Below are 22263 nucleotides of genomic sequence, written 5' to 3'. Positions count from 1 at the left end.
AAAGGCCGTGCATAAAAAAAACGCCGCTCCATGAGATATGGATCTTTACACGCTTGTCTATACAGCCTAAGCGTATTGATCCGTGACCTCATGGAGCGGCGTTCTAAAGTTTAAGAACAGATATCAATCGGGTGTTTTCTCGGTTAAAGGTTCCTGCGATTTATCGTTGGACCAGCCGAGCACGTCAATCAGCTTAAAGAACAAGCTGAGGATGATGCCGATGATTGTAGCCAATGCCATACCTTTCAAGGTTACAGCGCCCCAAGTGAGCGTAGTACCGCTGATTCCGACAACAAGCACGATGGTCGCAAGCAGCATGTTGGTTGGCTTGGCGAAATCAACCTTTTGCTCAACGAAGATTCTTAGACCGGAGGCAGCGATGACACCGAATAATAGTAAGGATACGCCACCCATAACTGGAGCTGGAATATTAGAAACAATAGCTGAGAACGTGCCTGAGAAGGACAATAGGATGGCAATGACAGCCGCTCCGCCAATGACCCATACAGAGTACACTTTAGTTAATGCCATGACACCAATATTTTCACCATAAGTCGTATTAGGTGTAGAACCCACAAAACCGGAAATGACGGTGGAAATACCGTTACCTAGCAGAGAGCGATGGAGACCAGGATCTTTGGACAGTTCGCGCCCGACAATGTTGCTAGTCACAAGCAAGTGACCAATATGCTCTACGATGACGACCAGAGCAACAGGAAGAATCGTCAGCATAGCAGAGGTATTAAAAACGGGAGTGGTAATTGCAGGATGTCCGAAAAAAGGAGCGTCTGCAATGGCTTGTGTATTGACCATGCCCATAAAATAAGCAAGTACATAGCCCACTACGATACCGATCAGAATATGAATGATTTTGGCAAAGCCGCGAAACAATACCGCACCCAGAACAGTGACCCCGAGTGTAACGAGCGAAAGAGTAATCGTTTTGGGATCTGGAGTCCAGGCCTTAGTAGGATCGGCATTGATAATGCCTGCCATACCTCCTGCAACCGGAACCAGTTCCAGACCGATTAAGGCTACGATGGAGCCCATAACAGCTGGAGGAAAAACGACGTCCAGCCAACGGGTTCCGGCATATTTGATCACCAGTGCGACGAGGCAGAAAATAATACCTGTAACGATGAAAGCACCGAGGGCCATAGCATAGCCGTTGCCGCCGGGATTGTTTTTAAGCACAAGACTGACGGGAGCGATAAAAGCGAAGCTGGAGCCGAGATAGGCGGGAATTTTGCCGCGGCAGATCCATATGTACAACAATGTGCCAATACCGTTCATTAGCAAAATCATGCCGGGATCGACGCCGAAAATATTCGGCACCAGCACAGTGCTACCAAACATGGCAAACAAATGCTGTACGCTGAGCAGGAACCCAGGTCCTGCCGGTAGCTTTTCATTAACTTGAATTTCGCGTTGCAACGCAGTTCACTCCTTAGTTCTTTCAATTATTCTTATATACATTAATTACTTTTCGTAATTTTTTCAATATAATTCGTTTCATTTCGTCAACAATCCTGATTTTACTTACCATGTGTGACAGAATAATGCGACAATGCCAAACCTGTAATAGTTGACGTGTGACGTGCTAACCGTCATAATTGTAGGAAATCACTTTTAAAAGGGAACCTTTGCGCGACATTGATCGGCGGGTTCCATTTTGCATAGAAAGGACACGGAATAGAGCAGAATGGGGATAGAGCAATTACTTAAAAAGGCCGGGACCTATACCAGAGAAGCAGATCTTATCCGCATCAGGGACGCCTATGATTTTGCCGAGCAGGCCCATTCCGGCCAGACTCGTAAGTCCGGTGAACCTTATATTCTGCATCCGCTTGCGGTTGCTGATATCGTCGTTAATATGCAGATGGATACCATCTCCATTATCGCCGCTCTTTTACATGACGTTGTGGAGGATACAACGGTGTCTTTGGCGCAGATTCGCGAGCATTTTGGCGATACATGTGCGATGCTTGTCGATGGTCTGACGAAGCTGGAGCGTATTCAGTTCCGTTCCAAGGAAGAACAACAGAACGAAAATTATCGAAAAATGTTTATTGCTATGGCGCAGGACATTCGTGTCATCGTCATTAAGTTAGCAGATCGTCTGCATAACATGCGTACTTTGAAATATCAGTCAGAGGAAAGCCAGCGTCGGATTGCTTATGAAACGTTAGAGATTTTCTGTCCGGTTGCAAACCGACTGGGTATTTCAGCCATTAAATGGGAAATGGAAGATATTGCTTTACGCTATCTGAATCCCCAGCAGTATTATCGCATCGCCAATTTGATGCATAAAAAGCGGGCAGAGCGGGAGCAGTTTATTGATAATGTCATACAGCGTATCAGAGAAAAGCTGGAAGAGATGGGTATTCAGGCTGATCTGTCCGGACGCCCTAAACATATTTACAGTGTGTTTAAAAAAATGACGACGAAGAACAAGCAATTCAATGAAATATATGATTTGCTGGCGATTCGAATTATTGTGGATAACATTAAAGACTGTTACGCCACACTGGGGATTATCCATACGTTGTGGAAGCCGATGCCGGGGCGGTTTAAAGATTATATCGCTATGCCTAAGGCCAATATGTATCAGTCCCTTCATACGACAGTAGTAGGTCCCAACGGGGAGCCTACCGAGGTACAAATTCGCACAGTGGATATGCACCGTACCGCTGAATTCGGGATTGCGGCCCATTGGGCCTATAAAGAAGGCAACGGAGCAAACAACACTAACTTTGAGGATAAAATCACCTTTTTTCGAGAAATTCTGGAGCTGCAAAATGAAGCGAAGGATGCGTCGGAATTTGTGGAATCGCTCAAAATGGACTTTTTCTCAGACCTTGTGTTTGTGTTTACTCCTAAGGGAGAGGTCATTGAGTTGCCGGCCGGATCCGTTCCGCTGGACTTTGCTTTCCGTATTCATACCGAAGTTGGCAATCGAACGATTGGCTCTAAGGTAAATGGAAGAATCGTACCTTTGGATTATCGGCTTAAAACCGGTGATATTGTCGAAATTATGACGTCCAAGCATTCTTATGGACCTAGTCAGGACTGGCTCAAAATTGCTCAGTCCTCTCACGCGCGCAGTAAAATCAAACAATGGTTCAAGAAAGAAAAGCGTGAGGAGAATGTTGAAAAAGGCCGCGAAAGTCTGGAACGTGAACTGAGAAAACGTGATATCGAGCCATCGGTGTGGATGAGCGACGACAAGCTTCAGGAAGTGGCACAGAAGTTCTCTTTTAACGATTCCGAAGATATGCTGTCTGCGATTGGCTTTGGTGGTATAACCGCAGCGCAGGTCTGTACACGTTTGACAGAGAAGCTGCGTAAGGAACAAGAAGAGGCACGGTTGATCGAACTGACGACCGAGGTCAAGGAGTACAAGCCGCAGGGCGAACGGAAAAAAACACCGACCAACGGTGTCAGCGTCAGAGGCGTCGATAATTTACTCGTTCGTTTTGCACGATGTTGTAATCCCGTACCGGGAGATGACATCATTGGCTATGTAACACGTGGACGCGGCGTATCCGTTCACCGGACGGATTGCCCGAATATTCCTTCGGGTACGGGCGAAGACCAGGCACGTGTGATTGAAGTAGAGTGGGAAGAAGCAGCGGAAGTCAACTACAGTGTCGATATTGAGATTACGGGGCATGATCGCAACGGTTTGCTGAATGAAGTGCTTCAGGCCATTTCTGAGAACAAAACCAGCTTCTCGGCCGTTACAGGTCGTACAGATAAAAATAAAATGGCGATGATTCACATCACGATTCTCATTCGCAACACGGATCATTTGCATTCTGTAGTCGAACGGATCAAACGGGTGAAGGATGTATACACTGTGCATCGGATTATGCAATAACCTTATTAAGCGTACAGATAGGTTTATAACCTTTGTAACACATCTTGGGTAGAAAGACCCATGGGTTGCTAAAAGAGCCATAATACGGCTGTGAGCACCTTTTAAAAGGGAAGGTTAAAGGAGATATCGGATAGGCGATGAAGATCATTATTCAGCGCTGTAAAGACGCTCAGGTAACGGTAAATCAAAAGGTGGTCGGCAAGATTGGAACCGGATTAATGCTGTTGGTTGGTATTGGTCAGGGAGATACAGCAGCTGATGCCGTTTATTTGGCGGATAAAACAGCAGGATTACGTATATTTGAGGATGCTGAAGGTAAAATGAATGACAGCGTTCTGGATGTCGGTGGAGCCATTTTGTCTGTCTCTCAATTTACGTTGTATGGTGACTGCCGTAAAGGAAGAAGGCCTAACTTTATGGGGGCGGCCAAACCTGAGGAAGCGGAAAAGCTGTATGATTTCTTCAACAGTCAGCTTCGAGCCAAGGGCCTGAAGGTCGAAACGGGAATTTTTGGGGCTATGATGGATGTTTCATTGACGAACTGGGGCCCAGTGACACTGATTTTGGATACCGAACGTTCGTAACTATACATTCACGGCGTGGTCTGAGTAGAATAAAATAGCTGTTCAGAGGGACCATAATGTCATCCCGATTGGTGATTAACCAGGCGGATAGCCTAAGGGTGACAGGAGAGACGAAGCTATGCGTCAAACCCCAAAAATGGACGGGCCTCGAAGCACTGTGCTGCTTTTTCCCGGTAGCATGCAGGAGGCAATCAGCCTTACTCGTAATGCTGATACGTTATTACAGCATGTTGCAGCAGCCATCGACAAGCCGGGACGCGGTGCCTTGCCACGCAGGTAACATCGGGTTAAATGTAGCGTTATGAGGTGCTACCCGAAAGTAGCACAAAGAGGCCAAAAATAAAATATGTAGCATTGAATTAGTGCAGGAGCCGAAAGGCTCCTTTTTCTTTTCCGCCGCTGCGATTGTTATAAAAACAGATCAAGCGGGTAATAACAAATCGTGGTAGACAAACAAACTTAATTTTAACTTGTTTCGAGGATAACCGGAAAGGAGATCTGAACATTAATGAGTAAAATTGCATTTTTATTAGCTGACCAATTTGAAGATTCTGAAATGAAGGTACCTTATGATGAATTAAAAAAGGCTGGACATGAGGCAGATATTGTTGGGCTGAAGCAAGGTGAGAAAGTGAGCGGTAAGCAAGGTAAAGCAAGCTACACTATTGAAAAAGCCATTGCAGATGTGAAATCAAGTGACTATGATGCAGTTGTTATTCCCGGCGGATCCTCCCCGGAAAATCTGCGATTGGATGCACATGTTCTGAAATTTGTGACTGAAATTAACGAGGCCCAAAAAACGATTGGCGCTATCTGTCACGGGCCACAAATTTTGGCGAGTGCCGATTTGTTACAAGGCCGGACGATTACTGCTTATCCTCCGTTGAAAGATGACTTGATTAATGCGGGTGCTCATTTTGAGGATCGAGAGGCGGTTGTGGACGGTAACTTTATTACGTCTCGGACCCCTAAGGATGAGCCTGCCTTTGTGCGTGAGTTATTAAAAGCGTTGTAATTTGAACGTGAATATTTCCTTAGATTAATGCCAGTACAATTCCCAAACGAGGAGGATTTGATATGGCAAAACAGATTCAGGCTTATTTTCGCACAGAAGATGAAGCTGAGGGTGCCAGAGCCTCGCTTCAAGCTTATAGAACCGAACATTTGGAAGTAGGTGCCTTGGATGATACGCTCGGTCGGGAGACGAGAGTTTTAATTCCGTTGATCCCCTATAACAATACAGGTTCTGTGAGCACAGGAGGCTCTGCAGGTGCGGCAATCCCTGCGGCGGGTGCTTATGGCGAGAATATTCTACCAGATGCGAAGGATGACCAGATTAACTCTGGCTCAGCCCAAAGGGATCTGAATGAAGATCGGGGTGGAACAACGAATCATGACGGAGGGTTGCTCCGTGCGACAGATGTGTATATTAACGGTGATCAAGATGAATTACGGTATGTATTATCAGCAAAGGTGAATGATGCCGATTATGATGAGGTCATTTATAAGCTACGTTCCAATCGTGGATATGTATCGCAGTTGGATTAAAGCTGAGAGCGCGACACAAGAGATTGTCGATACTGGAGAAATTCAGCTACAAAAGAGTGACTGTAATACAATTGTAATATTCGAAACATCATTCCTTAATATTCGTTGTTTATAATAACAGCATGACCCCCTTTTGATATATCTTTTTGAACCTGCGGACCGTTTCCGCAGGTTTTTTCTTTTTATAAGCCTTATTTGTCCGATTATAGGGAGAATGTCTTGACTTTGTCGAAGCGGTTCATTAAAATCATAAAATAATGAAAAATGATTTGATGACGGGACCAAGTACTCCGAACCCACAAGCGCAGAGAGGAATTTCCAGGCTGTAAAAATTCCCTTGATGAGCGGATGAATGACCTCCCCGAGAACAGGCGGCGAACAATTGAGGAAACCCTACTGAAAGTACATTGCAACTGTGCCGACAGTGGATGGTCCTGCATAATAGCCGTACTGCGCGTTACGGGCGTTATACGTATGAGCGGAGTCAGTATAATGCTGACGGGCAATGAGTGATTCTTATGCTGGTTGTCTGGGTAAACTCCGGAATGTGGGTGGTACCACGGGTGATTTGTAAACGACAATCCCTCGTCCCTGTTAATGTTAACAGGACGAGGGATTTTTTGTTTTATTTGAAAGTGGAGCAATAAGAAGTGCACAATACGAAATACAACGATGGGGGGATACGTTAATGGCCTTTCAAAAACCGACGGGAACACAGGATTTGCTGCCGGGCAGTGTAGAAAAATGGCAAGTTGTCGAGGAAAAAGCCCGTGAGATTAGCCGCCGCTTTAATTACCGAGAGATTCGTACACCCATGTTCGAACAAACGAATTTGTTCGTTCGAGGTGTGGGTGAAACGACGGATGTGGTGGAAAAAGAAATGTATACTTTTGAGGATAAAGGAAAGCGCAGCATGACTTTGCGTCCAGAAGGAACAGCAGGGGTTGTCCGCTCCTATGTGGAGAACAAACTATACGGGGAGCCGGATGTAACTAAGCTGTATTATATCGGCCCGATGTTCCGGTATGAGCGTCCACAGGCTGGGCGTCAGCGCCAGTTTCACCAATTTGGAATTGAAGCATTTGGTGCGGTCGATCCGGCGTTGGATGCAGAAGTTATTGCTTTCGGGTATCAATTCTGCCGTGAACTGGGCTTGAAAGGAGTACAGGTGGAGATTAACTCCGTCGGTAATGCAGCCAGCCGGGCAGCTTATCGTCAGCATCTGGTAGACTTCTTGATGCCAATTAAGGATACGTTGACCAAGGAGAGCCAAGCACGCATTGAGCGTAATCCGCTACGAGTGCTGGATAGCAAAGATGACCAGGACAAATTTGGAGGTGCACCTTCGATTTTGGATAGCTTGGACGAGGAATCCCGCACACACTTTGAGAAAGTGAAGCAAAATTTGGATGCCATGGGCGTGGAATATACAGTTAACCCTCGCTTGGTACGGGGGCTGGATTATTATACGTTGACAGCGTTCGAATTCAAAGCCGAAGGAATTGGTGCCATAGACACGATCGGTGGAGGCGGCCGCTACAACGGATTGGTTGGGGATCTGGGCGGACCGGATCAGCCGGGCATTGGTTTTGGCATTGGACTGGAGCGAATTCAGCTGATCTTGGAGCATCAAGGTGTCAAACTGAACGAAGCCAAGCCGTTAGATATCTATATGGTAGCGTTGGGAGAAGCAGCAGAAACGGAAGTAACTAAACAACTATTCAAGTTGCGTCAAGCCGGATTTTCCGCAGAACGAGATTATCTGGGGCGTAAAATGAAGGCGCAGATGAAATCAGCCGATCGCTTTAAAGCAAGGTATACTGCGATTCTGGGTGAGGATGAGCTGGTTCAGGGTGAAATTGCACTGAAAAACATGGAAACCGGCGAGCAGCGTACCGTTAAGCTGGATCAGCTGGTGGAAGAATTAGGATAAACAAAATAATGTAACATCAGTCAGGGGAAGTTTCCCTCTGGCTGTCATATAGCATTAACTACTAAACATAAACAGGAGTGTGTATTATGAAAAGGAGTCATCAATGCGGCGCATTGACTCATGCGCATATCGGAGAAACAGTTACATTGAACGGTTGGGTACAAACTCGTCGTGATTTGGGGGGCGTACTTTTTATAGACCTACGTGACCGTAGCGGAATTGTACAAATCGTGTTTAATCCGGCATATTCCGGTGACGCACTGCAAATTGCGGATCGTGTCCGTAGTGAATACGTGCTTGAGGTTACCGGTACTATTGTTAAGCGTGATGCAGAAACGATTAACCCGAACCTGCCTACAGGTGAAATTGAGGTACGCGTCACTGAAATCGAAGTATTGAATGCATCTAAAACACCTCCGTTCTTCATTGAAAATGGTGTAGAAGTGGACGAGTCTCTGCGTTTAAAATACCGTTATTTGGACCTGCGTCGTCCGGAAATGTACCAGACCTTGAAACTGCGCTCTAAAGCAGCAAAAATATTCCGTGACTTCCTGGACGGAGAAGAGTTCGTCGAGGTGGAAACACCAATTTTGACGAAAAGCTCCCCAGAGGGCGCACGTGATTATCTGGTACCTAGCCGGGTGCATGAGGGTGAGTTTTTCGCCTTGCCGCAATCGCCACAACTGTACAAGCAATTGCTGATGGTGGGTGGCCTGGAGCGCTACTACCAAATTGCACGTTGTTTCCGTGATGAAGACTTGCGTGCTGACCGCCAGCCTGAATTTACGCAGGTCGATATTGAGACCTCCTTTATGCAACAGGATGACTTGCTGCCAATGATGGAGCGTCTTATGGTGAAATTGTTCAAAGAAACCGTTGGGGTAGAACTGGAAACACCGTTCCAACGGATTACACATGCAGAGGCAATGGACAAGTATGGTTCTGACAAGCCTGACCTGCGTTTTGGTCTTGAGCTGATAAATGTTAATGATATCGTGGCGACCAGTGGTGTGAAAGTATTTGCTTCCGTAATTGAAAAGGGTGGCGAAGTTAAAGTCCTTAATGCCAAAGGATGTGGCACGTGGAGCCGTAAGGACATTGATGACCTGGGTCCTTTTGCAGCGCGTTATGGAGCAAAGGGCTTGGCTTGGATTCAAGTGAAAGAAGGCGAATTCAAGGGGCCTATCGTTAAATTCTTCACACCGGAAGAAATCGAAGCATTGAAGGAGCGCACAGGAGCCGAAGAAGGCGATCTGTTACTATTCTCTGCGGATAATAAAAAGGTAGTTGCTGATGTATTGGGCGCACTTCGTCTGAAAATTGGCCGTCATTTGGGACTGATCGACGATAACAAATTCAAATTTGCCTGGGTTGTAGACTTCCCGCTTCTGGGCTATGACGAAGAACAAAAACGTTATGTAGCGGAGCACCATCCGTTCACTCGTCCGAAGGAAGAAGACCTGGCCCTTTTGGACACAGATCCAGGTCAAGTTCGTGCTCAGGCCTATGATATCGTGCTGAACGGCTACGAAGTGGGTGGTGGCTCGATGCGGATTTTCAAACGTGAAGTTCAGGAAAAAATGTTCAAAGCGCTCAACCTGCCGCCTGAAGAAGTGAAGGATAAATTCGGTTACCTGCTGGATGCATTTGAATATGGTACGCCTCCACATGGTGGTATTGCCTTCGGTTTTGACCGCCTTGTGATGCTGCTTGCAGGTCGTACAAATCTGCGTGAAACTATTGCATTCCCGAAAACAGCCAGCGCGACAGACCTGCTTATGGATGCACCAGCCGAAGTGGATCAAGCTCAATTGGATCAGCTTCATATTCGTCTTGCTCCGAAGCCTGTTGCGCCTAAAGCTTAAGACGAACATTTGGCTTAGCAAGTGCCATCCATTGGCATGAGATAGCTTATAGAATGCCATGAACCCGTTACCCTCATATGGATAATGGGTTCGTGGTTTGTATGCTGGAGTTCAGGCATAGAGTTTAAATCAGTGAGGGAGGATATACCATATTGTTGCATCAATTTTCACGAACGGAACTGGCCATTGGAACTGAAGGTCTAGAGGTTATGAAAAATAGCACGGTGGCCGTGCTGGGTATTGGCGGTGTCGGTTCGATTGCAGTGGAAGCACTGGCGCGCACGGGTGTTGGACGCATCATTTTGATTGATAAAGATGTTGTAGATATCACCAATATTAATCGCCAGATTCATGCGTTGACAACGACGGTAGGTCAAAAAAAGGCTGATCTGATGGTAGAGCGTGTGAAGCTGATTAATCCTGAATGTGAAGCGATTGCACTGAACATGTTTTATACAGAAGAAACATATGAGGAACTGTTCAAGTACGAATTGGATTATGTGCTGGATGCTTCGGATACGATTATATATAAAATTCATTTGATTAAGGAATGCCTGAAACGGGGGATTCCGATGATCTCCAGTATGGGCGCTGCGAATAAAATGGATCCAAGTCGTTTTCAAGTTGCGGATATTTCCCAGACGAGAATGGACCCGATTGCCCGTGTCATCCGTACCAAGTTGCGCAAGGAAGGCATTACCAAAGGCGTCAAAGTTGTGTTCTCCGATGAGGAACCGATGAAGCCACGTGAAGAAATTACAAAAAAAATTGTACCTGCAAACGCGCCTGAAATTCGGAAGGCGAAGCAGCCGCCTGCAAGCAATGCATTTGTACCTCCTGTAGCAGGACTGATCATGGTTAGTGTAGCCGTGAAGGATTTGTTAGAACACGCTGGTGTGTAAGTTGCAAAAATAGCATGGCAGTGCATTCGTAGATTTACATCAGTATGTATTCACTTTAAGACCTGTAGTTCTGTGCATCACATCCTTTGTGTCACAGTTGCTACAGCTCTTTTTTGTTTTGAAAAAGCGCAGCTTACTGCAAAAAGATTGAACAACTTGCTGGAGGGTTTTGGTATGAAGGATGGACTATGGTCCAGAAGTCTCGGTTTCAAGCCCGAGCATCATTGGAAAAAGGAATTAGCCGCTGGGGCCATTTCTTATTTTTCCGTTGTATACATTGTTATGGTTAATGCAACTATTTTGGCAGATGCCGGGATTCCCCTCCAAGGGGCGATGCTCGGGACGCTGCTGACATCGATGATCGGCTGCCTGCTTATGGCTTTTGGTGGGAAATCTCCAATGGTCGTTGTACCCGGGATGGGAATTAATGCTTTTTTCACATATACGCTCGTACATTCTATGAAGCTGAGCTGGCAGGAAGCGCTGATGGTGGTTGCCGTCACAGGGATTTTATTCGCCATTGTGGCTTTTACATCATTGTACAAGCTGATTAGCCAAGCGATTCCCCATAATTTGCAGCACGGAATTACGGTGGGCATTGGGTTGTTTTTAACCTTTATCGGATTGCAAAAAAGCGGCATCGTGATTGCTCATCAGACGACTTTTGTGGCTATTGGCCATTTTAATGATCCCAAGGTAATTACGGCTTGTGTAACGTTGCTGCTCGCTATTGTATTGTTTGTGCGTAACGTTCAGGGAGGTTTACTAATTAGCATTTTGGCGGGAACTGGCCTTGCTTATATACTAGGAGCTGTAGAGCCTACAAGCACGGTACGAACCTCTGAAACGGTGCGACAGTATGGGCAATTGTTTGGAGAGCTTTCCTTTTCAGGCATTGTCTCGGTAGCTTTCTGGATTGCTGTCTTTTTGCTCCTACTCATTGTGCTATTCGAGAATATTGGTATGATTACTGCACAAACCAACATGATTGGAAGACCGGATTTATTTAAAAACAGCTTGCGTGTGTTGGCTGTAACCAATATCTTTGCCGGTATTTTGGGTAGCAGTCCGGCGGTAGCCGCTGCGGAATCGACGGCTGGCATTGCAGCAGGGGGACGCTCGGGAATGACACCGCTGGTAACTGCTATTTTATTCGGAGCGACGTTTTTCTTTATTCCTCTGTTGGCTTATATTCCTGACAGTGCCATTGCGCCCGTGTTGATCATCATTGGGGGGCTAATGGTGCAAAATGTGCGAGAGATGGATTTCAGTGATTTTACTGAAGCGTTTCCTGCATTTCTGATCATGGTGATGATGCCCTTTACTTACAGTATTGTAGACGGGATGGCCTTTGGTTTTATTGCATACCCCGTAGCCAAGCTGGCAGCAGGACGGGGCAAGGAAGTGCCTGTTGCATTATATATCATTTCTGTACTGTTTGTGGCTAACTTTGTGCTTCATTCTCTGGTGTAGTAAACTCGAAGATAGATTGTACTGTTCATACCCGCGCAGAGCGCGGGTGTTGTTGTTTGAACAAGAATGGTCAGACAGGAAGCGAGGTTGATGGCATATGGAAAAAGAACATCATACACACCAAGATGAGCAGGAGGACCAGATGAAGGAAAAACCGGGTAAAAGACCGGATAAGGCTGGCATGGGGCGGTTTATCAAATTGATTGCGAGTGCGCATCCGCCCAAGGCAATTCTGATCATCGCCCTGATTCTGACGCTGATTCAGACCATTGCTGGTTTAATCGTACCCATGATGACCAAAGGGTTGATTGATGGCTTGACCTTTTCTTCACTAAACCGTATGGTCATTGTTGGTCTGCTTGGCGCTTTTGTGCTTCAAGCGGTGGCTTCGGCGGTTTCTATCTATATGTTGAACTATGCCGGGCATAAGATTGTGGCTAATTTGCGCAAACGTTTATGGCATAAAATCTTATCTCTACCTATCCCTTACTTTGATCGGAATCGGTCAGGAGATACGATGAGTCGCGTCACCAATGACACAAGCCTGATTATGAACTTAATTACGGAGTATCTAGTCAATCTGATTTCTAATGTGATCGCAATTATTGGTGGTATTGCATTGTTATTTTATCTGGATTGGGTGATGACGCTCATTATTATGGCCATTGTTCCGCTAACAGCCCTGATTTTATTTCCGGTAGGCAGAAAAATGTACCGCATCTCCAAAAAACAGCAGGATGAGATGGCAGATCTGACCTCAGTGTTGAGTCAGGTTATCGGCGAAATCAGACTGGTGAAGGCCTACGGAACCGAAAGCAGAGAGGCTCAGGCCGGTGAGGATCGTATTTACCGGATGTTCCGCTTCGGTTTGCAAGAGTCACGTATCCTGGCCCTTGTAGGTCCCATTTCTACCTTCTTGCTGACTGCAGTGCTGGTCATTATATTGGGTGTTGGTGGTGTTCGTGTCGCATCGGGTGTGCTGACCGCTGGGGATTTGGTGGCTTTTATTTTGCTGCTGTTTCAGGTGATCACACCGATGGCACAATTCACGACCCTGTATTCACGTCTGCAAAAGGTGGTTGGGGCTACTGAACGGATTCAGACGATTTTAGATCATGAAGAAGAACCGCTCGAGTTGAAGCAGGAAGCGGCAAAAGAGAGCAGAGATATTATACTTCGTGATGTTGCCTTTTCTTATACCGAAGGGGAAGAGGTTCTTCATAATGCGAACTTGGTCATTCCGGCTAACCGGACGACAGCATTCGTGGGACCGAGTGGAAGTGGGAAGTCCACCTTGTTTTCATTGTTGGAACGCTTTTATGTGCCAGATACAGGTGAAATTCGTTATGGAGACGAACCGATATCGTCATATACACTTTCCTCCTGGCGCTCCAAAATTGGTTATGTATCGCAGGAAAGCTCAATGATGACCGGAACGGTCAGAGATAATATTACATATGGCTTGGGGCGCGAAGCTGACTTGGAAGAAGTGAGACGAGCAGCCACGATGGCGTATGCGGATACATTTATTATGGATCTACCTCAAGGCTACAATACTGAGGTGGGAGAACGGGGAATGAAGCTGTCCGGAGGGCAGCGTCAACGGATCGCTATTGCGCGTGCGCTTCTTCGTAGCCCTGACATTCTCATGCTGGATGAGGCTACATCTAGTCTGGACAGCTCATCTGAGCATGAGGTACAGAAGGCCCTAGCGAACTTGATGGAAGGACGCACGACAATTGTCATTGCTCATCGTTTGTCTACAGTGGTTCACTCCGATCAAATTATCGTGTTGGACAAGGGCAAGGTGACCGGTGCAGGAACTCATACGGAGTTATTAGAGTCCCATCAGGTGTACCGTGAGCTGGCTCAAAAGCAGTTTGTGGAGATGGGGGAGAGGAGTATGGAGCATTAGAGGCCGCTGCGCGTGTGATTTGATCCTCCGATCGCTGTTGCCTCTGAATTCCTCTCATTGTAATGAGGACAGGGGGGAATTCAGAGGCAAAGGCGAACGCTCCGCTTCTTCGGATTCAAATCACCCGCTCCACTGGTGCCGCAAAGCTTCATACTTTTGTGAAAGAGTAGGGAAATAGGCGTATTAGGAAATAAGGTTGGATTTTTATGGTTAAATGTGTTACGCTTACTTTCCTTTTTTTGTGTCGGAGCAAGTGAATGCGATGCAGAAATCGAGACTTGATATTCTTAGGAGGTAACTGAAATGGAGAATGAGTTTCAAAGTGCCTATCAAGAAGAACAGCACAGGCTGTCGCTTGCTATGGAGGAAATTGATCGGAGATTGGAACGGCTTCGCAATACGCCGGTGTACACCGGGCATGATTTTACGGAGCAAGTGCTAGAATCGGCACGGGAGGAAAAACGTCAGGCTTTGGCCAAAAGCTCGCAGGAGCCTTATTTTGGTCGTATGGATTTTGACGAACGTGGCAGAGGGCAGCGGAAGCCACTTTATATCGGTAAAATTGGAGTGGAGCGTGAAGAAACGTCAGCGTATCCGCTGGTGATTGATTGGCGCGCACCGATTGCCAGCTTGTTTTATTCATTTACAGGTGGTGAAGAAACTGCGTCCTATGAGGCTCCCGAGGGAACCATTGAGGGCTTGGTCTATCTGAAGCGCAACGTTGTCATTCGGAAAAGAATCCTGGAACGGGTAGCCGATACGTATAATCGTGAAAGCGACGAGCCGGCCGTTTCCGATGAGTTTCTCGTTTATCGTTTGGGAGAAAACAAGGATAACCGTTTACGGGATATCGTATCTACCATTCAGGCGGAGCAGGATCAGATCATCCGTGCGGCTAAAAATACAGCCCTCGTTATTCAGGGGGTGGCGGGTAGTGGCAAGACGACGGTAGCGCTGCATCGGCTCGCATTTTTGCTGTATCAATACAAGGATCAGGTATCGGCCGACAAAATGGTAATTTTCGCACCAAACCATATGTTCCTTGACTATATTTCAGATGTACTTCCAGAGCTGGGGGTCGGGAATATTCAGCAAAGTACATTTGCAGACTGGGCGCTGGATTTGTTGGGTTTGGATTTACCTTTGGCTGATCCTGCCGAAACATTATCTTATTGGTTTGAGAGTGGCAGTCTGAGAAAGGAATCCATGGATGAGGCGCCGGGAAGATTCAAGGGTTCGGTTCATTTTATGGAGCTGCTTCAAGCTTTTGTTGAACGACTGGAGCCCATTTCCGTGCCAGAGGATGATTTTTCACCATGGGATGGGGCGGTGCTACCGCGAGCTGAGATTTTGAATTGGTTCAATGAGGAATATAAGCCTTATCCGCTCGCGAAGCGGAAGGAGCGTGTGCTCGCAAGAGTGCACCGCTGGATTGAAATGGAGCTGAAAAAGTCGCCTTCGGCGGCAGCGCTCAAGGAACGCAAAAAAAAGGCAGGGGCACGTGAAAAGGCATATGCTAAAAAATGGCCACAATATGACGCACTGACGCTCTACAAGCAGCTTTTTCAGGCAGCTAAAGGGTTACCCGCAGATAAGGCTGCGGAGATGAAGGCTTCTCTGCCGCCTGCTATTTTTAAGACCACACAGTCGGATTTGCGAAAACAGATTATCCGTGAAGAAGATCTGACTGCGTTAGTGTATCTTCACGTGCTGATTCATGAGGTAGAATCATCCCAACGTTTTGACCATGTGGTCATTGATGAAGCCCAGGATTTTTCACCTTTTCATATCGCATTGCTGGATTTGTTCGTGAAAGGGCATTCCTTTACGATATTGGGCGATTTATCGCAGGGCATTCATGAATACCGTGGTGTGCATGCGTGGGAGGAAATGAGTTCTCTTTTTGCGCCGGAACATACCGGGTATTTTGCACTTACGCGGAGCTACAGATCAACCTTGGAAATAATAGAATTTGCAAACACGATTTTGGAGCAGGGAGTTCGCGGCGGTATTACGGCAGTTCCGGTATTTCGTAGTGGCGATCCGGTGCGCACCTTGTCTTACGACTCATCCGTGCGTGAGCAGAGTTTGCTCACCGCTCTAAAAGAGCTGTCCTCCAAGGAGTATCGTACTGTTTCTGTGCTGACACGCACCTTAAAAGAGGCTGTGGAACTGCATGAGGTTTTCATAAGCGCGGGGTTGGATGTGAATTTGATTGACGGTGGTAAAAAGCAATATGAAGGTGGTTTGTCGGTACTGCCTGTGTACCTATCCAAAGGTCTGGAGTTCGATGCAGTTATTGTGGCGGATGCCGACCATGAGCATTATGGAGAACGGGCATGGGATGCCAAGCTGCTGTATGTAGGATGTACCCGTGCGCTGCATGAGCTGTGGCTATTGCATGATGGCTCACTTCCTAGTTACGTACAGGCACAGACGGAGTAAGCAGAAAAAGCGTTGTAAAGCATCGCCTGAGTTGTTGTATTCCTTTTTGTTTACTGTTTATCTTAGTGATGGAAATTATGAAGTTATGCCAGTCGAAGAACAGCCACGAAATTCATCTTTCGTCTAAGGCTGTTCTTTCTTTTTTGTAGGCGACTGACTTGTAGATCTACAGCCGTGCCGTGACCATGCTATCTGCAAATTGTTAACGGATATGGTAGAATAAGAGGCGGTTTACACCGTATCAGGATTATAGATGACTTGAATTTTCATGATTTTCAACCGTATGAGCGAACATAATATAGTATATTTTCAAAGAAAAAGAGAAAGTGTTCGTTCATAAACCATAAGGAAGTGAATGAAATGGACTTATTTTCATATTCCCAAGAGTCAACGCCAAGCAATCGGTTGCTTGCGGATCGCTTGCGTCCGACTTCGCTGGATGAATATATTGGACAGGAGCATGTTGTGGGTCCGGGTAAGCTGTTGCGAAGAGCTATAGAGGCAGATCAGGTTTCTTCTATTTTGTTGTACGGACCACCAGGGTGCGGCAAAACAACGCTGGCACATATCATCTCACAACACACGCAAGGCGATTTTGTACGTCTGAATGCTGTAGAAGCATCTGTGAAAGACGTAAGAGAAGTCATTGACCGTGCACAGACGAATAAATCGATGTATGGCAAAAAAACCATTTTGTTTCTCGACGAGGTGCATCGTTTTAACAGTTCACGTCAGGATGCACTGCTGCCTGCGGTGGAAAAGGGCACGATCGTGTTTATTGGCGCCACCACTGAAAATCCCTTTCACTACGTCAACGGCGCTTTAATGAGCCGTTCTACGTTGTTCCAGCTTGAAGCGCTAACGCAGGAGCATTCGCTGGCTGCTATGCGCCGTGCCTTGAGCGATGCGGACAAAGGGCTCGGCTACATGCAGCTTCAGGTAGATGAAGCTGCACTGGCTCACATCGCGTCCATGGCGAACGGTGATATCCGCCGCGCTTTGAACGCGCTGGAACTGGCGGCGCTCACGACGCCTCCGCTGGCAGACGGCACGATTCACGTGACACTGGAAGTCGCAGAGGAATCCATCCGTCGCCCGATTGTCAAAGCAGATGAATCCACGCAGTATGACGTGCTGTCGGCCTTTCACAAAAGCATTCGCGGCTCCAGCGATGCTGCGCTGTTCTGGTTCCTGTACGCCGTAGAAAAGCTCGGCATGGACCCGATGACCTTTATCCGCCGCCTCATCGCGGCAAGCAGTGAGGACATTGGCCTGGCGAACCCGCAGGCAATGGTGCAAGCGGTGAGTGCGCTTGAAGCCTATCGCAATAACGGCTGGCCCGAGGCCAAACTGAACATTGCACAGGCCATTTTGTTCGCTGTGGAAAGCCCCAAATCGAATGCCGTATATACGGCAATTTCACGGGCCATGTCGGCTATGGACGATATCAAATCGGCCGAGGTGCCACTCCATTTGCGTGACGCACACTACAAAGGCTCGGAAAAGCTCGGTCATGTTGGCTATCAATATCCACATAATTATCCGAATCATTATGTGAAGCAGCAATATTTGCCCGATTCGATAGCAGACCAAACCTTCTATCAGGCTACTGAGCAGGGGAATGAGTCCAAAATCAGGCAAAACCAGCGCTGGCGGGATTCACAGTCTTAATATATGTGCGACTTCATATACAGAGTGTGTACGAAATCGTCACGTTACACCATGATCGTGCAAGAGCGAAGAAGGGGATAAGAAGATGAAAGACGTGCTATTCGTTGCCGCGGGCGGAGCGCTTGGAACCTCTACCCGTTATGGCCTGCAATCGCTGCTGCCTGCGGCGGGTGCGGATTTTCCACTTGGTGTGCTGCTAATTAATTGGATCGGCTGCCTGTTTCTTGGTTGGTTCTTTACGGTAACCTTGCGATCATGGCGGATCAAGCCGCGATTGCGACTTGCCATCGGAACAGGCTTTACAGGGGGCTTTACCACCTTTTCCACTTTTGCAGTAGATGCTGTACGCCTCACGGTTCATGATCGTATGCTGACGGCTGTGTTGTACCTGCTGCTTAGCGTAGGCGGAGGGCTGTTTTTGACATGGACAGGTATCCGCCTAGGTACAAAAATGACGCAGGCTGCTCCCAAGGAGGAACGCTTATGATCTGGTGGGCGGCGGCAGGCGGGATTATGGGTACACTGGCGAGATACGGGCTTGGCATGTGGGCCGGAAAGAGGTTCGGTACCGTATTCCCGTGGGGGACGTGGATCATTAACGTCAGCGGTTCATTGCTGCTAGGCTGGCTCTATGGTCAGTTTACGCAAAACCATTTGTCTCCTGCACTCTGGATGCTGCTAGGAACAGGTTTTTGTGGCGGCTACACCACCTTTTCCACATTCGGCTATGAATCTCTTCAACTGATGGAGCGTAAAGAGTACCGACGCATGGCTATGTATGTACTGTCCTCCGTCGTGGTAGGAGTTGTAGCTGCGGCTATCGGATACAGAGTAAGTTAAACTCTATACATTTTCGAAATAACACGTAAAAATGCAATAAAAAGCTTCCAATCTCGACTCAAGGCATTCTCAGCCGTGATACGATTTTGGAAGCTTAGTGCTGTACCTATACAGCTAATTTTTATCTCGTTCTTTATACAATTCAGGTAAAAGGGATTCAAGTTCAGGTCTTGGTTCAGGATCAGACAACTTCATTTCCTCCAGCGTTTGGATGGCAATCCGTAGCACAGTGTAATCCCTATACCAACGGTTGTCTGAAGGAACGACATACCAAGGAGCTTGTTTGGTTGCACTTAGCTCTAATACATCCTCATAATACTGGGTATATTGCTTCCAAAATTTTCGTTCCTGCAAATCACTTGGATCGAGCTTCCAGTTTTTGTGAGGCTTTTCAATTCGATCGATCAGCTTTTCTAACTGAAATTGCTTTGAAATATGTAAAAAGATTTTAACCACCTTTACACCATTATCCAGCAACAACTGTTCAAAATGTTTGATATGCTTAATATTCCGTTTGGCCTGCTTATCGGATATCTGTCCGTGAACACGTGTAATCAGCACATCCTCATAATAAGAACGGTTAAATGCTGCAATATACCCACGTCCTGGGGTAACGGTATGAGCACGCCACAAGAAATCATGACTTAATTCCTCAGCCGTAGGTGATTTAAAGCTGTGGACAGTCACCCCCGCAGGGTTAAGGTTGGAAAATACCTGTTTGATGACGCCATCTTTGCCGCTGCAATCCATACCCTGAAATACAAACAAAACGGATTGTTTTTTCTCTGTAAATAATTTGCTTTGTAATTCCATGAAGCGTTCCTTCAATTGATCTGTTTCCTGTCGGATTTCTTCTTTATTTTTGATATTCTTCGTATCCTTGGGGTCCCATTCTTTCAAAGAAACTTTTTTACCCGGTGTCAACATTCCTAATGAATCAGACATAAAGGCACGCTCCTTTTCAATTGAAGTATGATCTTGTCTACATCATATACCCAAATGAGGATGTTATCAAAAGTTCCTTATGTATTAATGATCTTTCAAGTTAATTCCAAAAGGATTAAATAGGGAATAAGTTAGAGGTCCATTGTAGCGCTCTTATTTAAATATGACGATTCCTATTTAAAATGGGAAGTATATAATTGATTATAAGAGACGTGTATACACCACACCATGGGAAATTTTTTTGCAAGGAATGTTTGCTTAGCATGACAGACATCATAAAGAGCAGATTATGAACTCTTTTTCAATCATTAAATAAAAACATCTTTCATAAAAAAAGTCGCCCCTTCCAAATCTGGAGAGACGACTTTTTTTTAATTCCTACTATATCAATGAAAAATGGTCATTCATTTAAACTGTTTCAGGCTGAAGTTTTTCAACCTTATCAATGGTTCCTCCACCCAGACAGCGTTCCCCATCATAAAATACAACAGCTTGTCCAGGCGTAATGGCCTTTTGATGTACATCGAATATGACATGCACGGTTCCATCGGCAAGCCATTGTAAAGTTACTTGCTGATCAGGTTGGCGATAACGGAACTTGGCTGTGCAACGGAATTCGCCGGACGGACGAGTATCTGCACCTTCAATCCAGTTCACATCTGTTGCAATCAGGCTGGTAGAATACAGGCTGTGATGACGATCACCTTGTACCACATACAGAATATTCTTCTCCAGATCCTTATCCGCTACAAACCACGGTTCACCTGAACCTGAGCCGCCAATGCCCAAGCCTTGTCGTTGACCCAGTGTATAGTACATCAGACCATCGTGGCGTCCTTTGACTTCACCAGTAGCGATATCCACCATGTCTCCACCTTTTGCAGGTAGATATCCACTCAGAAACTCCTTGAAATTACGCTCGCCGATAAAGCATACGCCTGTGCTGTCTTTCTTCTTGGCCGTATACAGTCCCGCAGCTTCCGCAATTTTACGTACTTCTGGTTTCGGCAGATGACCGATGGGAAACATCGCTCGGGACAACTGTGTTTGGCTTAATGCATTTAGGAAATAAGTCTGATCCTTGTTGCTATCCACACCTCGCAGCAAAGTAAAGTGGCCGTCTTCTTCCACAACCCGTGCATAATGTCCAGTAGCAACATAATCTGCTCCCAAATCCAGCGCTTTATTTAGAAACTCGCCGAACTTAATTTCACGGTTACACATGACATCCGGGTTGGGTGTGCGTCCAGCTTTATATTCATCAAGAAAATAGGAGAATACTTTATCGAAGTATTCTTTCTCAAAATTGACGGTATAGTAAGGAATGTCGATCTGTTCACAGACGCGGCGCACATCCTCCGCATCCTCCTCAGCCGTACAACGGCCAAATTCATCCGTGTCATCCCAGTTTTTCATGAAGATGCCGATTACGTCATAGCCCTGCTCCTTCAGCAGCAGCGCGGTAACGGATGAGTCGACGCCACCGGACATCCCGACGACGACACGGGTTTCATGATTGGCTTTAGCCATGGTCATCACCCAATTCTTTCAATATTGTTGTAGAACCCACCTATTGTAACATAAACGATAATAAGATACGATGTTTGGACGATCAAACGACACGGCGAACGATGGAAGAAAGCTATATAAAATGGGCTAAAGCTGTTCCAAATCGCCCGAAAGCAACTTTTTTTAAGATTGTTACCGTAATGTTTCCCTTTACCTGCCCTAATATGTTAACATAAGCTGAGGGTTAGGATCGGAATAGAGAGGTTTACAACACCAGTTATTCCGCGTGTTTAACGGAATTGTTACTATAAGTGAGGTGGCACAATTGAAAATATCAACGAAGGGCCGTTACGGCCTGACCATTATGATGGAACTTGCAGCCAGGTTTGGCGAAGGTCCAACTTCTTTGAAAAGTATTGCCGAAAAAAATCAGCTGTCAGAGCATTATCTGGAACAGCTCATCGCGCCTTTGCGTAATGCAGGTTTGGTAAAAAGTATCCGTGGTGCTTACGGCGGTTATATTTTGGCGAATGAACCGGCAGGAGTAACAGCGGGAGACATCATTCGTGTACTGGAAGGTCCGATTTCTCCGGTAGATTTCACGGAAGAAGACGATCCGGCAAAACGTCAGCTGTGGCTGCGAATTCGTGACAGCATCGCTGAAGTGTTGGATTCTACTACACTTAAGGACTTGATCACATACCAAGAACATGATGAATTGGACAATTACATGTTCTATATTTGAGGTGGATT

Annotated in this window: 18 protein-coding genes; 15 read left to right on the top strand and 3 right to left on the bottom strand. The window is 46.4% G+C overall.

Annotation, left to right across the window (positions count from 1 at the left end):
- Window positions 1-123 precede the first annotated feature (123 nt).
- A complete protein-coding gene (gene uraA, locus ACYCSE_RS02595; RefSeq protein WP_459701245.1) occupies window positions 124-1434 on the bottom strand; it encodes a uracil permease in 1311 nt (436 codons plus the stop codon).
- Window positions 1435-1702: 268 nt separating this feature from the next.
- On the opposite strand from uraA, the gene ACYCSE_RS02590 reads away from it, so the two are divergent.
- From ACYCSE_RS02590 to crcB (ACYCSE_RS02525), 14 genes are all read left to right on the top strand, one after another.
- Window positions 1703-3880 carry a RelA/SpoT family protein gene (locus tag ACYCSE_RS02590; protein ID WP_452567379.1) on the top strand — a complete coding sequence of 726 codons (2178 nt, stop codon included), beginning with the start codon at window positions 1703-1705 and terminating at the stop codon, window positions 3878-3880.
- A 137-nt stretch (window positions 3881-4017) separates the two neighbouring features.
- Entirely contained in the window at window positions 4018-4464 is a 447-nt protein-coding gene (gene dtd / locus ACYCSE_RS02585) for a D-aminoacyl-tRNA deacylase (RefSeq protein ID WP_459701242.1), read from the top strand.
- A 118-nt stretch (window positions 4465-4582) separates the two neighbouring features.
- Window positions 4583-4744 (top strand): hypothetical protein, encoded by a 162-nt coding sequence (locus ACYCSE_RS02580; RefSeq protein ID WP_165178728.1) that lies wholly within the window; start codon window positions 4583-4585, stop codon window positions 4742-4744.
- Window positions 4745-4972: 228 nt separating this feature from the next.
- On the top strand, window positions 4973-5479 hold the full coding sequence (locus ACYCSE_RS02575) for a type 1 glutamine amidotransferase domain-containing protein (protein ID WP_061829371.1): 507 nt from the start codon (window positions 4973-4975) through the stop codon (window positions 5477-5479).
- 62 nt (window positions 5480-5541) lie between these two features.
- Entirely contained in the window at window positions 5542-6012 is a 471-nt protein-coding gene (locus tag ACYCSE_RS02570; protein ID WP_061829370.1) for a hypothetical protein, read from the top strand.
- Window positions 6013-6700: 688 nt separating this feature from the next.
- Complete coding sequence (hisS, locus tag ACYCSE_RS02565) at window positions 6701-7945, top strand: histidine--tRNA ligase (RefSeq protein WP_023989920.1); 1245 nt, start codon at window positions 6701-6703, stop codon at window positions 7943-7945.
- Between the two features lie 86 nt (window positions 7946-8031).
- A complete protein-coding gene (aspS, locus tag ACYCSE_RS02560; RefSeq protein ID WP_061829369.1) occupies window positions 8032-9810 on the top strand; it encodes an aspartate--tRNA ligase in 1779 nt (592 codons plus the stop codon).
- Window positions 9811-9962: 152 nt separating this feature from the next.
- Window positions 9963-10712 (top strand): tRNA threonylcarbamoyladenosine dehydratase, encoded by a 750-nt coding sequence (locus ACYCSE_RS02555; RefSeq protein ID WP_013311554.1) that lies wholly within the window; start codon window positions 9963-9965, stop codon window positions 10710-10712.
- Between the two features lie 174 nt (window positions 10713-10886).
- Complete coding sequence (locus ACYCSE_RS02550; RefSeq protein WP_061829368.1) at window positions 10887-12185, top strand: NCS2 family permease; 1299 nt, start codon at window positions 10887-10889, stop codon at window positions 12183-12185.
- Window positions 12186-12282: 97 nt separating this feature from the next.
- Window positions 12283-14100: an ABC transporter ATP-binding protein gene (locus tag ACYCSE_RS02545; protein WP_250260598.1), complete on the top strand. Its 1818-nt coding sequence runs from the start codon at window positions 12283-12285 to the stop codon at window positions 14098-14100.
- A 303-nt stretch (window positions 14101-14403) separates the two neighbouring features.
- Window positions 14404-16545, top strand: coding sequence for a HelD family protein (locus tag ACYCSE_RS02540; RefSeq protein WP_452567376.1), 2142 nt, complete (start codon window positions 14404-14406; stop codon window positions 16543-16545).
- A gap of 360 nt (window positions 16546-16905) precedes the next feature.
- On the top strand, window positions 16906-18216 hold the full coding sequence (locus ACYCSE_RS02535) for a replication-associated recombination protein A (protein ID WP_023989915.1): 1311 nt from the start codon (window positions 16906-16908) through the stop codon (window positions 18214-18216).
- Window positions 18217-18301: 85 nt separating this feature from the next.
- Window positions 18302-18703, top strand: coding sequence for a fluoride efflux transporter CrcB (crcB, locus tag ACYCSE_RS02530; RefSeq protein ID WP_023989914.1), 402 nt, complete (start codon window positions 18302-18304; stop codon window positions 18701-18703).
- Window positions 18700-19056 (top strand): fluoride efflux transporter CrcB, encoded by a 357-nt coding sequence (crcB, locus tag ACYCSE_RS02525; protein ID WP_235308656.1) that lies wholly within the window; start codon window positions 18700-18702, stop codon window positions 19054-19056. The genes crcB (ACYCSE_RS02530) and crcB (ACYCSE_RS02525) overlap by 4 nt, the downstream gene beginning before the upstream one ends.
- A gap of 114 nt (window positions 19057-19170) precedes the next feature.
- Here the strand turns inward: crcB (ACYCSE_RS02525) and ACYCSE_RS02520 are convergent, their stop codons facing one another.
- Together ACYCSE_RS02520 and mnmA are read right to left on the bottom strand one after the other, a co-directional pair.
- The gene (locus ACYCSE_RS02520) at window positions 19171-20001 is read right to left on the bottom strand and encodes a PPK2 family polyphosphate kinase (RefSeq protein ID WP_250266494.1); all 831 of its coding nucleotides are present in this window, start codon (window positions 19999-20001) and stop codon (window positions 19171-19173) included.
- Between the two features lie 408 nt (window positions 20002-20409).
- Window positions 20410-21531, bottom strand: a complete 1122-nt coding sequence (mnmA, locus tag ACYCSE_RS02515) for a tRNA 2-thiouridine(34) synthase MnmA (protein ID WP_165178721.1) — start codon at window positions 21529-21531, stop codon at window positions 20410-20412.
- A 304-nt stretch (window positions 21532-21835) separates the two neighbouring features.
- Here mnmA and cymR point away from each other — a divergent pair, with 304 nt between their 5' ends.
- Complete coding sequence (gene cymR, locus ACYCSE_RS02510; protein ID WP_013311532.1) at window positions 21836-22255, top strand: cysteine metabolism transcriptional regulator CymR; 420 nt, start codon at window positions 21836-21838, stop codon at window positions 22253-22255.
- Window positions 22256-22263: the final 8 nt, after the last annotated feature.

The sequence above is a fragment of the Paenibacillus sp. SEL1 genome (assembly GCF_054602535.1).
Note: the sequence above shows the minus strand (reverse complement) of the source record. Positions and strands in the feature narration are given on the sequence as shown.

Excerpts from the sequence above, each read along its gene's own strand:
- ACYCSE_RS02575 (WP_061829371.1), top strand. The coding sequence starts at position 4,973 with ATGAGTAAAATTGCATTTTTATTAGCTGACCAATTTGAAGATTCTGAA.
- ACYCSE_RS02545 (WP_250260598.1), top strand. The coding sequence starts at position 12,283 with ATGGAAAAAGAACATCATACACACCAAGATGAGCAGGAGGACCAGATG.
- dtd (WP_459701242.1), top strand. The coding sequence starts at position 4,018 with ATGAAGATCATTATTCAGCGCTGTAAAGACGCTCAGGTAACGGTAAAT.
- ACYCSE_RS02535 (WP_023989915.1), top strand. The coding sequence starts at position 16,906 with ATGGACTTATTTTCATATTCCCAAGAGTCAACGCCAAGCAATCGGTTG.
- ACYCSE_RS02550 (WP_061829368.1), top strand. The coding sequence starts at position 10,887 with ATGAAGGATGGACTATGGTCCAGAAGTCTCGGTTTCAAGCCCGAGCAT.
- aspS (WP_061829369.1), top strand. The coding sequence starts at position 8,032 with ATGAAAAGGAGTCATCAATGCGGCGCATTGACTCATGCGCATATCGGA.
- ACYCSE_RS02520 (WP_250266494.1), bottom strand. The coding sequence starts at position 20,001 with ATGTCTGATTCATTAGGAATGTTGACACCGGGTAAAAAAGTTTCTTTG.
- ACYCSE_RS02590 (WP_452567379.1), top strand. The coding sequence starts at position 1,703 with ATGGGGATAGAGCAATTACTTAAAAAGGCCGGGACCTATACCAGAGAA.
- ACYCSE_RS02570 (WP_061829370.1), top strand. The coding sequence starts at position 5,542 with ATGGCAAAACAGATTCAGGCTTATTTTCGCACAGAAGATGAAGCTGAG.
- ACYCSE_RS02580 (WP_165178728.1), top strand. The coding sequence starts at position 4,583 with ATGCGTCAAACCCCAAAAATGGACGGGCCTCGAAGCACTGTGCTGCTT.
- hisS (WP_023989920.1), top strand. The coding sequence starts at position 6,701 with ATGGCCTTTCAAAAACCGACGGGAACACAGGATTTGCTGCCGGGCAGT.
- mnmA (WP_165178721.1), bottom strand. The coding sequence starts at position 21,531 with ATGGCTAAAGCCAATCATGAAACCCGTGTCGTCGTCGGGATGTCCGGT.
- crcB (WP_023989914.1), top strand. The coding sequence starts at position 18,302 with ATGAAAGACGTGCTATTCGTTGCCGCGGGCGGAGCGCTTGGAACCTCT.
- ACYCSE_RS02540 (WP_452567376.1), top strand. The coding sequence starts at position 14,404 with ATGGAGAATGAGTTTCAAAGTGCCTATCAAGAAGAACAGCACAGGCTG.
- crcB (WP_235308656.1), top strand. The coding sequence starts at position 18,700 with ATGATCTGGTGGGCGGCGGCAGGCGGGATTATGGGTACACTGGCGAGA.